The sequence below is a fragment of the Dokdonia sp. Hel_I_63 genome (genome assembly GCF_007827285.1).
GTDB lineage: Bacteria > Bacteroidota > Bacteroidia > Flavobacteriales > Flavobacteriaceae > Dokdonia.
On the sequence record NZ_VISD01000001.1, the window covers coordinates 732840 to 745453 of the forward strand.

The window sequence follows — 12614 nt, forward strand, 5'->3', positions numbered from 1 at the left end:
AATTGATGAATTGAAATTTAATTTGAGTTATGAAGGTTTAAAGTTTTAATGGTAGAAATGAGTAACCCATCAAGAGTCATGCCTTCAATGTGTACCATAAGTTTTTTATTTCCAGTGTCTTTAATGTTGAATGAGGAAGACTTCTTGCCGTCTAGAATGAGTTGTGGTTCCCAGTGAATAACTCCAAAATTTGTAAAAGATTTATCGTCATAGGTTGAGTAATCAGGTTGTATAAATTTTTTCTCTTTTTCAAAACCATTTTTTATTGGGTAAGCAAAAACTTCTGACATATTAGAAATCTCTTTTTTTGAATCTGATTTTATAGGCTTATTTAAATTACGTCTTGTATAAATCCTAATAACGCCTCCAGTCCCGTTTACACCTTCCGAGGCTCCATTTCTTTGAAAATAAAAGCTTTCTAGGTCTTCTGTTCGTAAGCCGGTTAAGATGTCAAAATCTATTAGCTTAACATCATTAAAATAAATCACAGGTTGTGGAAAAGCTCTTTCAGATCCACCACTTCCTAATCCAAAAGATTGTTGAGTCCGCACTCTTATTTGGACACGAGTTGTACTTGCAAATTGTAAATCTTCTCTTACAGTATATCCTCTAGATCTAATAATATCTAAAAAACTAGGTTGTTTAAAAACAAGGTCTTCTGTAACCACTGTAACTTTATTTTTGAGAAAAGAAGGAACTAGAGGGTTGCTAGACTCGTATGAGACCTTCTTCTTACCAGTTAGTATAACCTCGTTGAGTTGTTCTATATCATCAAAATTTGATACGACAGGCAGTATCTTGGCCTCATTAGAGAATGAATTAGTTTTATTGAATATTCTTTCTGTTATAAAATCTTTCTCTAAAATATCTGCTGAGAGAATGCTGAGTGATGGTTTTGTTAATTTACCTCTACCTGAAAGAATTGAAAACTGTAAAGCTTGCTCTGTTTCAGGAAAAATCAAAGGAAGTGTAAAATTGCCATTTTCTAATTTTAGAGTTTGCGCAGGATACGTAGTGCCTGCGTGCAAGAAAAGCTGTTCATTACTTCTTAGCTTCTTATTTAATGTCCCCTTGATTGATACTCCTTGTGAGAAAGTGTATGTCTTCTTTGGAGGATTATTTAATATTCTCTTCCATAAATACCTGCTTTGCCCCTGTGAGATTAGTAAAGCATCAAGTTCTAATGAGTCTATGGTGTTTTTTGAAAAATAACGATTGTAAGAGATAGTTTGATTTTTCAAATAGGGTTTTAAATAAAATGCAGATAGTATGTTTTGTGAGGGCGTATTACTTATGGTTTCAAATGGTAAGACAGATACGCTCAAATTTGAGAGCGAATTTGATGTTTTTTTAGAAAGCGAGATAAGAAGAGAGTCAGTTTGGGTTTTTGTGATAGTTGGTTTTTGAATTTCTTCGTATTTGATGCCTTCAGTATTAAAGTAAATACGCTCTGCAATGGGCTCGTTACTGTCATGAAATAAAGAGAAAATATTTACTCCTTGATGTAATTGAGATTTATCAAATAAATAAGAAGCGTAATTTACATCCTTAGGTATTATTAGGTCTATTTTTTTTGCCATTCCATCCCTATGGATTAATAGGAGTAATGTGTCATTAGTGATTGATGTTGTTGTTTTCTTATCTAATCTTAAGGTTATGGCTATCTTATCCATAGAGTGGCTTGCGATAGCAAGTCCTACAGCATTCTTTTTTGGAGGAGCTATCTTCTGTAGCTGTTTACTTCCATCCTCATGTTCAATTTCTAAAGAATACTCAAATGTAGCTCGAGGCGAAAATGTTACAACGGCGATATTGTTTTTGCCAGGGGTAAAAGTTGTTAAGTGATACCCATATTGATCCTTGATAATTCCTTTTTTAAAGGGTTTTGAATAGCCGTGTTTATCAGAAACTCTTATCGCAACATTATTTGCTACATCATTTACAAGGGAGCCACCTTCTGGAGTAAATTCTATTTTTTTAACTGATGATATGTTGCTTAGATCCTTACTTACGCTGCTGTTGTAGATGGTTATTTTTTGCTGAAAAGAATCGTCCTCATAAAAATTTTTCATCCAGTTTGTAGATGCTTTAATGTAATAGCTTCCACTTGGAAATGAAGAATCTAATTCAAAGTGACCGTTCCCAAATCCGTTACCGGAAATAAACTGCTTTTTGATTACCTGATTCCCTAGGGAATCATAAATACCAACGATTAGATTTGTGGTTTCAGAAAATGGTTTTCCCGTTTGCCTATTATAGATGTACGCTTTAAAATAGATGTCTTCCCCAGTTATGTAGGTCGTTTTGTTTAAATGTAGAAAGATGCTCTCTCTTGGTAGTTCAAAATAATTACTATAAACAGTGCCTAGCTCTTGACTTTTCACTTGAAGTGAAAATGAGAGAATTATAATAGTGACTATTAAGAACCTTATATTTTTCAGCATTGTTTATATTGAATACTAAATGTAAATAACTCACTCAAATAAAAAGCAGTCAGTACTGTTAAGTTAATTGAGGATAAACTTATTGCTAAGCTTTAATTTTTTAAAAAAGATATAATTATGAATCTTTCCTTAAGTATTCCGGCATTACTATTTCCAGCGATTTCTCTTACGATGCTTGCTTATAATGCGCGTTATCTGGCTATTGCAGGTTTGATACGTAGTTTGCATGCTTCTTATCAAGAAACACATGCAGAAGGAGTAGGTCTTCAGGTAAAAAAATTGAGAAAACGCCTTACGATCATAAAAAACATGCAAGCAGTAGCAATTGTAAGTTTTTTACTCGCGGTACTTACTATGCTTTTAATTTATATAGAAGAGGCAGTTTATGCAAAAATCGTTTTTGGGATTAGTCTTTTTGCACTAATGCTATCACTTATACTTTCTTTAATTGAAGTTCAGCTTTCTACAAAGGCGCTTTCTATACAGCTACGAGATATGGAATAAAAAAAGCCTCAATCGTTACAGATTGAGGCTTTTGTACCTAGGATGGGAATCGAACCCACACTTCAAAGAAACTCGAGTTTGAGTCGAGCGCGTCTACCAATTCCGCCACCTAGGCTTTTTGGAAGTGCAAAATTAAAGAATAATTTAAATTACAGCGTATAAAACATCATTTATTGTACTGCTCTACTCATTTTTAATTCCTATTTTTGCACCTCCTTAGAGGGAAAAGAATTGTAATTAAACCATTTAACTGTCACAACTGATGACCGCTACCGTACCGCAACCGAAGATATTTGCTTGTCAAAACAGCAAACCACTGGCCGAAAAAATCGCAAAAGCCTTTGGGCAGCCGCTGGGTAACGTCATAACATCGACATATAGTGATGGAGAATTTCAACCTTCTTTTGAAGAATCTGTACGTGGATCACGTGTATTTATAATAGGAAGCACAATGCCATCATCAGATAATATGATGGAAATGTTATTGATGCTAGATGCTGCAAAGCGTGCTAGTGCAAGACACATAACGGCAGTGATACCTTATTTTGGATGGGCGAGACAAGACCGTAAGGATAAACCTAGAGTGCCTATTGCTGCAAAGCTTATGGCAAGCCTACTAGAAACAGCAGGTGCTACGCGTATTATCACTATGGACTTACACGCAGATCAAATACAGGGATTTTTTGAGAAGCCAGTAGATCACTTATTTGCCTCTACTATATTCTTACCTTATTTAAAAGGGCTAGGATTAGAAAACCTTACAATTGCTTCTCCAGATATGGGAGGTAGTAAGAGAGCTTATGCATATAGCAAGGCGATGGAAAGTGACGTAGTTATATGTTACAAACAACGTGCAAAGGCAAATGTAATCTCACATATGGAACTTATAGGTGAGGTAAAAGGACAGCACGTGGTGCTTGTAGATGATATGGTAGATACTGCTGGAACCTTAACAAAGGCAGCAGATTTAATGATAGAAAAGGGTGCGCTTAGTGTACGAGCGATCTGTACCCACGCTATTTTAAGCGGTAACGCTTATGATAAAATAGAAAACAGTAAACTGGCAGAATTAATTGTAACAGATTCAATTCCTAAGGAACACAAAAGTGGTAAAGTGCGAGTGATAACTTGTGCACCACTTTTTGCAGATGTAATGCACCGTGTAAATAGTAACACGAGTATTGCTTCGAAGTTTATTATGTAATATTTTTTTAACTATAATTATTTAATATGAAATCAGTTTCGATCCACGGATCTAAAAGAGAAAGCGTAGGCAAGAAAGCTACAAAGGCCTTACGTAATGCTGGACTGGTACCTTGCGTTGTATACGGAGGGGACACACCATTGCATTTTAGCGCACCAGAACTAGCGTTCAAAGAATTGGTATACACTCCAGACGCGCACACAGTAGAAATCGAATTAGACGGTGTAACCGTAAAGGCGATTCTTCAAGATATCCAGTTCCACCCGGTAACTGATCGTATTTTACACATAGACTTCTACCAGATTTTTGAAGGTAAAGAAGTAACTATGAATATCCCAGTACACTTTACAGGTAACTCTCGTGGAGTAATGAACGGTGGTGTTTTACGTAAAACTAACCGTGTATTACGTGTGAAAGCACTTCCTAAAGATCTTCCTGATTACTTAGTTGCAGATATCACAAACCTTAAAATAGGTAACAAGTTATACATAGGAGCTTTACCACAAGAAAACCTAACACTTATGCACCCTGATAACACAGTAGTGTGTCAAGTTAGAACTTCTCGTACAGCAATCCTTGATGCTGACGATGATGATGATGAAACTGAAGCAGGAGATGTTCCTTCTACACAAACAGATGATGCCGCTGCAGTAGCAGAGTAATCAATCCGTTATATTTAATACAAAAGCATCTCGTTCTTCGAGATGCTTTTTTTATTTTTATACGATAGTAATAAGCAGTGTCTTTAACGTAATTAGTAAAGCCTTGACGCAAATTACATTCTAACAAACAGCAAATGATGCGCTCTTTTTTCGGTAGATTATTTAGAAAAGTAACGATAGAAGAGGAAGCAATAGACCCCATGAAAAAATTTCTTATCGTTGGTTTAGGAAACATAGGTCCTAAGTACACAGAAACTAGGCATAATATAGGATTTAAGGTGGTAGACGCTTTCGCGAAAGCGCAAGAAACCACTTTCGAAACTGAAAAACTAGGTGACATCGCGCGTACCAAAGTAAAAGGTAAAACCGTTATCTTATTAAAGCCTAATACTTTTATGAATTTAAGTGGTAAGGCTATACGATACTGGTTGCAACAAGAAAAAATCCCTGTAGAAAATCTTCTAGTAATTACAGATGATTTGAACTTGGAATTCGGAACCATAAGAGTGAAAACCAAAGGTTCGGCGGGAGGACATAATGGACTAAAAGACACGCAGGCTCAACTTAATACTTCTGCATATAATAGATTCCGTTTTGGCATAAGTGATGCTTTTTCTACGGGACGTCAAGTAGATTATGTGTTAGGAGAATGGACGCCAGAGGAGCAAGCTAGTCTTCCAGAGCGCTTAGATAAGAGTTGCGAGGTAATCACTTCTTTTGTGAGTGGAGGAATTAATAATACAATGAACGCGTACAACGGCAAATAATCTTGAAAACTCACAATAGCGCACATACATTTAACTCAGAAAAAGGAACTGTCGTTACGATAGGTACTTTTGACGGAGTACATTTAGGACATCGCCAGATTATTAATAGGCTTAACGAAAGTGCGCGAGCAAATGACTGGGAGTCATGCGTACTTACCTTTTTTCCGCACCCTAGGATGGTGTTGCAAAAAGACACTTCGCTCAAGCTTATAAACACCATAGATGAGCGAGCGCAACTGCTTGAAGGTCTAGGTTTAGATCACCTTGTGATTCATCCTTTTACCTTAGATTTTTCAAGATATCATGCAGAGACTTTTGTTGAGGAGATTCTTGTGAATTCTCTTAACGCAAAGAAAGTAATAATAGGATACGATCACCGTTTTGGTCGCAATCGTAATGCAAATATTGAAGATCTCAAACGTTTTGGAGAGCAACTAGGTTTTGAGGTGGAAGAGATATCAAAGCAAGAACTAGAAGATGTAGCTGTAAGTTCTACAAAAGTGCGTAAATCACTAGAGGTAGGAGACGTTGCACTCGCAAATAACTATCTCGATCAAGCATTTATGCTTACGGGAACCGTTGTAAAAGGCAGGAGTCTAGGTAGAACCATAGGCTACCCTACTGCAAATCTTGAGATAGCCGAAGATTATAAATTAATACCTGCACAAGGCGTTTATGCCGTGCAGTCTCGTATTAATGGCAAGATTGTATATGGAATGATGAACATAGGCACAAATCCGACAGTGGGAGGAAGTGCGCAAACTATTGAAACCTATTTCTTTGATTTTAGTAAAGACTTATATGGACAAGAGCTAGAGATACAATTGCTAGACCGTATACGTGATGAGAAAACCTTTGCGAGTGTAGATGAGCTTGTAAAAGCGATGAAAGAGGATGAGAAGTATGCACGGGATTATATAAATAATATTTAATCAAATAAGATGTCACTTAATAAGCTCCTCTTTACTAGAATAGATAACAGCGCGCTCATTGTGTTTCGCGTTTTTTTTGGTTTTCTTATTACTTGTGAGGCTTGGGGAGCGCTTGCTACAGGGTGGGTGAGACGTATACTCGTAACACCAGAATTTACCTTTAACTTTATAGGGTTTGACTTTTTACAAACATTTCCCGGACCTGGACCACAAATGTATGCGTGGTTTGGTTTAATGGGAGTTTTTGGAGTGATGGTAATGTTAGGTTTTAAATACCGCGTAGCAATTATTGGCTATGCAATTATGTGGAGTACCGTGTATTTCATGCAAAAAACCGCTTATAATAACCACTATTATCTATTAATGCTGCTGTTATGGATTATGGCTATACTTCCTGCAAACGCTGCGTTTTCTATTGATGCACGCTTTCGCGAAAGCGTAAGAAACATAAGCATGCCGCGCTGGGTGACTTTGTTTATCATTTTCCAACTGTGGATTGTTTATACCTACGCGTCTATTGCCAAAATATATCCCGACTGGTTAGATGCGACGGTACCAGAAATATTAATGCGTGGTAAGAAAGATTATTGGCTCGTGGGTGGTGTGCTTCAAAAGGACTGGACACACTGGATTATTTCTTACGTGGGAATTCTTTTCGATGGACTAATCATCCCATTATTGTTATGGAAGCGTACACGTACGTGGGCATTTTTTATCTCCATATTCTTTCATCTCTTTAACTCTTTTGTGTTTCAGATTGGGATTTTTCCATACATGTCGCTGGCATTTACGGTGTTCTTTTTTGAGCCGAGAACCATTCATAATTTATTTCTTAAACGCTGGAAACCTTTTTACGAGCGTAGCAAAGTGAATCCTTATAATCAAGGAATTACAACTGGTTCAATTACTGGCTCACCTCAAATTTTAATTATCCCTAAATATAAGACAGCAATGCTCACTGTATTTGCAGTGTATTTTGTAGTGCAAATAGGCTTGCCGCTGCGACAGCATTTTATACAAGATAATGTGCTGTGGTCTGAGGAAGGACATCGCTTGAGTTGGCGTATGATGCTCCGTTCTAAAGGTGGAACGGTAACGTTTACGGTAGAAGATAAGGCAACTGGTAAGCGAACTACACTAGACCATAAAGAGTACCTTACAAAAAACCAACAACGCAATATCAGGTCAAAACCAGATGTGATATGGCAATTTGCACAATACATAAAACAGCTCAAAAAGGCAGAAGGACAAGACGTAGCGGTCTACGTAAAATGTAGAATTCGCATAAACGGACGCAAGTCACAGGAGCTCATAGATCCAGGAGTTGATCTAGCAAGTGTAGATTGGAACTGGTTTTCTCACAATCCTTGGGTGCTAGATAGTGATGGTTATCTGGATGATAAGGGGTTGTTTCCAAGTTTTGGAGGTGACTAATAAAGTACTCTCCTCTACAATCTAGAAATTCGTTTAAAAATTTAGATTAAAGAGGAGAGTTTGAATTTTTATGATTTTGCTACTACATGAAAACCTCAAAGATAAATTTAATAGTATTGTGGTTGCCAATGATTATAATAATTGACTTGGATAATATTTATGATCTCTAAAAGAGCTATCGTCTAGCCCTTTTATTTTTACTATTGCGGCTACTTCAAAGGCCCAGTAGCCAGGGAAAGTTGGATGTTCTGGAGCTTGCTTGTGAAGATTATAACTCCCAGTTCCTTTTAGATTTTGGTACCAATTTTTTTCTAGATAAATTTTTAAAAAATCTTCTAGTTCCTCTTGAGTGCTTACCCTTAAGTGTTCCCTAAGTTTTCCAAATTTTTTCTCTCTAAAATCAAAGGGAGACTCACCTTCTTTTAAAACTATGAATTCTTGGTTTACAAAAAAGTTAAGAAGATTATCATTAATATTCATTTTTTGAAAAAATGCTCCTAGTTTTTTTCTTGACGATTCATCCTCCATTAAAATACTTATAGATAATATATTCATAAATACTAGTGTATCATCAAACCAGAAATGATCATATCGTATTTTTTTTGTCCCCCTTCCTTTTGTCGCAATTTGAATTACGTCTTCTTTATCTAGCGATGTGATTTCATCAATGACTTTGTTCAGAAGTAATTTGCATTGGTCTGGCAGCCTGTTTTTGTAGCTATATGATGCAATGCAATAATTGTAGAAAGTGTTTAAGCAATGTACTTTAATAATAATACTTTTTTCATAACTTAATTCTCCATCTTTCAATGATTTTAAACATTTGTCAAGTGAATTTCGCTTATTTTCTTTTACAATCTTAAAGTATGATTTATCTAACATTTTTAATAAAGTTATGGATTAAAAACTCCCGCGTTCCCGAGTATCGCATACCCGTCACTGTCTGCTAACCTATAAGCAATAGAGCCATCGGGTTGCACTCTAGCAATTACTCGAAGATAGTCACTTAAAAGAATTTCATTAGCCAATTGGATATTACCATCAACGGCATTTAGTATTCTGTTATTATTCTGAATCCAAGAATCTGATATTTGCCTTCCGGATAATGTGGTGCTAATGGGAGTGTTTCTCCACTTTGTTTCTACAATGATAAACGCTACTGTTTGTTCATTTTTAAAGATATAATCTATACCGTGATGATTGGGATGGGCTATACTATTGATATTACTCAGGTTTTAAGGGGTGCTTTCGCGAAAGTTTAATATGACATTATTAGTTTCATAAAGCCATTTTTATTTACTAAAAACTAACTGGTAGCCCCATTCCTTTAAGAATAAGGAAGAATTCGAAATTTTGAATACCATATATACTTCAAGATAATTTGTTTTTATTGCTTAGTCGATAACATAACTTGTAGTATGTTTTCCTTCAAAATTCTTATCCTTTATTTCTATCTCAAGTGGATAATAAGAAGATAGGTCTATAGCATTTGATAGTGAAGGATGATACTTAATTTGATGAAGTCTTTCCTACTGCATCACTCTATCTAAAACAATAGAGTGTGGTATTACAACCTCATATTCTCCTTCTTTTTTTAATAATACTTTTTCATTTTCTACGTAAGGGCTCAAAAGGCTTAGACTATTTCCTCCTGCCATAAAAATTAAATATGATGGAGAATTAGATCTTAGGTTACAAAAATTAAATAAATAAAACATATCGATATGAATTTTAAACGGAGAGGGTACAAGACATTGACCGTTATTTTTATTTATATCGTTATATACTGTAATACCATTCTTAATATATTTAACTTCTATATCTGCAGTATCATAATATGCATTTTCAAAGTGACTTACTTTTTCATCATATTTTATTTTGTATTTAGGTGTTATTTTCAAAGTCAAAGTGTCAGATGCATTCGTCCAAAGCCATTGTCCCTTCAATCTTTCAAAGCTTCTGTTTTTGTCTTTCATATAAAAATCTTTTTTTGAGATTTTTTTATATGTTGGTTTATGAATGTCTATAATTTTTAGTTTTGAGCTACAAGAAGAAAATAATAAGATGCAAAATAATAGTTTAAGTATTTTCATTTTAGTTTTTTTAAATTTCTTCTGCAATCCCTATTACCTCATAGAAAATATAGTGCTTGGCGATTTTTTTTATAAAAAATAATGTCTTGCCTCTAATTGATCACATTATTATAATGGGATAATATTTCAAGGCCTATTTTTCTTTATCCAGTCTTCCAAATTACCAATCTTATTTTCAACAAACCATTCCCAATCTGTTGTATGAGTTAAGCCTAAATTCTTAAGTGCTTCGATATACCACTCCTGAGAACCAAAAATCACTATATCATAGAAATCATCTAGCCTTGACCTTGTGAGCCATAAACTCTCTATTTTAGACAGTATTTCTAGTTTTGATAATTTTGTTTTGTTTAATTCAGAGTTATTAACCCACTGGTAAACATTTAAAATTTCAATTTCGAATAAAAGTTTTAAAACATCGATAGCGTCTTCTTGAACAGATTTTTTATCATATTCCTTAGAATTATACTTAAGTTGGTTTAAAAGCATATGGATGTACTCAAAAGAGTGCGGTGCAAAAAGGTTGACGTTTTTATAAATATCTTCTTTTCTCATGAGGGAGTAAATTTTATTACCTGTTTTACACCTTCGAAAATATCAGGAAGTATTATCCTAGATGCGAGATTAAAAATTTTCATAAAGTTCTAATTGTAATTTATCAAAATTTTTCCCGTAAAATCTTGCTCTGAGGCACTTATAAGATCTGTAATTCTAGCTTTTTTGTCTAAAATTCCTATTGAGGTAATTGGATCAAACGATGCTTTTTCAAAAAAAACGCTATCTATAAATCTTTTATCATCAACGCTACATCTATGTTTCACTTCATTAATCTGAGTAAATTTGCCTACAATTTTTCTATCTGTACTGTGTCTAATTCGGTAATAGTTCATTTTAAAAAATTATATCATTGAGATAAAAGTGAATAGAGAATAAGATAGCGAGTTTAATACACTTTTGCGTCTCAGAAATAATATAGTCTCACCTACTGCATTACTCTATCTAGCATAATTGAATTTGGTATAACAACGTCATACTCACCTTCTTTTTTTAATAATACGTTTTCTTTTTCTAAGGCAGGATTTAGAAGGCTTAAACTATCACCTCCATCCATAAAAATTAGATATGAAGTGTCTAATACTTCTTTGCAAAAATTATTTAGATAAAATATGTCTGTGTAAATTTTATAAGGAGTAACCTTTAAGCACACTTCATCAGTTTTATTATCTATACTATTAAATATAGTAATACCATTTTTGATATACTTAATTTCTATTATCGCAGTATCGTAGTAAGCATTTTCAAAGTGACTTACTTTTTCATCATATTTTATTTTGTATTTAGGTATTATTTTCAAAGTCAAAGTGTCAGATGCATTTGTCCAAAGCCATTCTCCCTTTAATCTTGTAAAGGTGGCTTTATCTTTTATGTAAAAATTCTTTTTTAAGTTCATACCATAGGTGGGCGTATGAATATTTATAATTTTTAGTTTTGAGCTACAAGAAGAAAATAATAAGATGCAAAATAATAGTTTAAGTATTTTCATTTTAGTTTTTTTAAGGTTTAAACCATCTATCTGCATCGATATCAAATTGATATGCTAATAAGGGTAGAAAATCTTATAAGAATTCGTAATAATAACGCCATTGCGGGTGTTTTAAATTGAATCACAACTTTAGAATTCTAGCGATCCTTTTTAAATACTCTCCTATACAATCTAGAAACTCTTTTATAAAATTAAAGAGGGAAGTTTGAATTTCTATAGCTTTATTTTGATAAAACTTTTATTTCTCTTTTATAGATTAATAATTGCAGCGCTAATAAAACTGTGGGTTGCCATATCAGATATAAAGAGTTAATCATTTTTGAGTATATGCCTAACATTCCAATGATGAATAAAATGCAATTGGTCGAAATAACAATGCAATTGAATAAAAAGTCTTTTTTAATGTCAAATAAAAATGTGTAACCAAAAACAGTTAATAACGGGGAAATTACCCCTACGCTAAGAGATATAAAGAATTTATTTTCTGGAAAATTACTGTATGCTTCACGATTTACAATATCAACTGCACCTGTGATCAGATAAAATGGTATTGAAGATATAAGAATGGAAAGAAAAAAAATGAGAACAGACAGTAGGATTGATAATAATAAACTTACTGAAGTTAAGTATTTCAGTTTATTTGTATTGAAAAGGATTACTATCAATGCAAAAATCAGGATAAACTGAAAGCCTCCCATGAAATCTTTTATAAGAAGTAAAAGAAAGCATATGATTACAGGAAGTATTATCCTAGTTGCGAGGTTAAAAATTTTCATAAAGTTCTAATTGCAATTTATCAAAAGTTTCCCCATATAACCTTGCCCTGAGGTACTTATAAGATCTGTAATTTTAGCTTTTTTGTCTAAAATTCCTATTGAGGTAATTGGATCAAACGATGCTTTTTCAAAAAAAACGCTATCTATAAATCTTTTATCGTCAACGCTACATCTATGCTTCACTTCATTAATCTGAGTAAATTTGCCTACAATTTTTCTATCTGTACTGTGTCTAATTCGGTAATAGTTCATTTT

Annotated in this window: 13 protein-coding genes and 1 tRNA gene; 6 read left to right on the forward strand and 8 right to left on the reverse strand. The window is 34.0% G+C overall.

Going from position 1 to position 12614, the window contains the following annotated elements; genetic code table 11:
* Positions 1–17 precede the first annotated feature (17 nt).
* Complete coding sequence (locus JM84_RS03265) at positions 18–2444, reverse strand: hypothetical protein (RefSeq protein WP_144782748.1); 2427 nt, start codon at positions 2442–2444, stop codon at positions 18–20.
* Positions 2445–2561: 117 nt separating this feature from the next.
* On the opposite strand from JM84_RS03265, the gene JM84_RS03270 reads away from it, so the two are divergent.
* Positions 2562–2948 carry a DUF2721 domain-containing protein gene (locus tag JM84_RS03270; protein ID WP_144782750.1) on the forward strand — a complete coding sequence of 129 codons (387 nt, stop codon included), beginning with the start codon at positions 2562–2564 and terminating at the stop codon, positions 2946–2948.
* Positions 2949–2982: 34 nt separating this feature from the next.
* On the opposite strand, the gene JM84_RS03275 is transcribed toward JM84_RS03270, so the two are convergent.
* Positions 2983–3063 (reverse strand) — tRNA-Leu (locus JM84_RS03275).
* A gap of 147 nt (positions 3064–3210) precedes the next feature.
* Between JM84_RS03275 and JM84_RS03280 the strand changes: the two genes are divergently transcribed.
* The 5 genes from JM84_RS03280 (at position 3211) to JM84_RS03300 (ending at position 7947) form a co-directional block, all read left to right on the forward strand.
* On the forward strand, positions 3211–4152 hold the full coding sequence (locus tag JM84_RS03280) for a ribose-phosphate pyrophosphokinase (protein ID WP_013750490.1): 942 nt from the start codon (positions 3211–3213) through the stop codon (positions 4150–4152).
* 26 nt (positions 4153–4178) lie between these two features.
* The gene (locus JM84_RS03285; protein WP_144782752.1) at positions 4179–4814 is read left to right on the forward strand and encodes a 50S ribosomal protein L25/general stress protein Ctc; all 636 of its coding nucleotides are present in this window, start codon (positions 4179–4181) and stop codon (positions 4812–4814) included.
* Between the two features lie 137 nt (positions 4815–4951).
* Positions 4952–5581, forward strand: coding sequence for an aminoacyl-tRNA hydrolase (gene pth, locus JM84_RS03290; protein ID WP_041295622.1), 630 nt, complete (start codon positions 4952–4954; stop codon positions 5579–5581).
* 2 nt (positions 5582–5583) lie between these two features.
* On the forward strand, positions 5584–6513 hold the full coding sequence (locus JM84_RS03295) for a bifunctional riboflavin kinase/FAD synthetase (RefSeq protein WP_144782754.1): 930 nt from the start codon (positions 5584–5586) through the stop codon (positions 6511–6513).
* A gap of 9 nt (positions 6514–6522) precedes the next feature.
* The gene (locus tag JM84_RS03300) at positions 6523–7947 is read left to right on the forward strand and encodes an HTTM domain-containing protein (protein WP_144782756.1); all 1425 of its coding nucleotides are present in this window, start codon (positions 6523–6525) and stop codon (positions 7945–7947) included.
* Positions 7948–8079: 132 nt separating this feature from the next.
* Here the strand turns inward: JM84_RS03300 and JM84_RS03305 are convergent, their stop codons facing one another.
* The 6 genes from JM84_RS03305 to JM84_RS03330 all read right to left on the reverse strand — a co-directional run bounded on the left by JM84_RS03305 (position 8080) and on the right by JM84_RS03330 (position 12611).
* Complete coding sequence (locus JM84_RS03305) at positions 8080–8829, reverse strand: PoNe immunity protein domain-containing protein (protein WP_144782758.1); 750 nt, start codon at positions 8827–8829, stop codon at positions 8080–8082.
* A 647-nt stretch (positions 8830–9476) separates the two neighbouring features.
* A complete protein-coding gene (locus tag JM84_RS03310) occupies positions 9477–10040 on the reverse strand; it encodes a hypothetical protein (protein ID WP_144782760.1) in 564 nt (187 codons plus the stop codon).
* A gap of 126 nt (positions 10041–10166) precedes the next feature.
* Complete coding sequence (locus JM84_RS03315; protein ID WP_144782762.1) at positions 10167–10595, reverse strand: hypothetical protein; 429 nt, start codon at positions 10593–10595, stop codon at positions 10167–10169.
* Between the two features lie 89 nt (positions 10596–10684).
* On the reverse strand, positions 10685–10930 hold the full coding sequence (locus JM84_RS03320; RefSeq protein WP_144782764.1) for a hypothetical protein: 246 nt from the start codon (positions 10928–10930) through the stop codon (positions 10685–10687).
* 92 nt (positions 10931–11022) lie between these two features.
* Positions 11023–11583 (reverse strand): hypothetical protein, encoded by a 561-nt coding sequence (locus tag JM84_RS03325; protein ID WP_144782766.1) that lies wholly within the window; start codon positions 11581–11583, stop codon positions 11023–11025.
* Between the two features lie 782 nt (positions 11584–12365).
* The gene (locus tag JM84_RS03330; RefSeq protein WP_144782768.1) at positions 12366–12611 is read right to left on the reverse strand and encodes a hypothetical protein; all 246 of its coding nucleotides are present in this window, start codon (positions 12609–12611) and stop codon (positions 12366–12368) included.
* Positions 12612–12614: the final 3 nt, after the last annotated feature.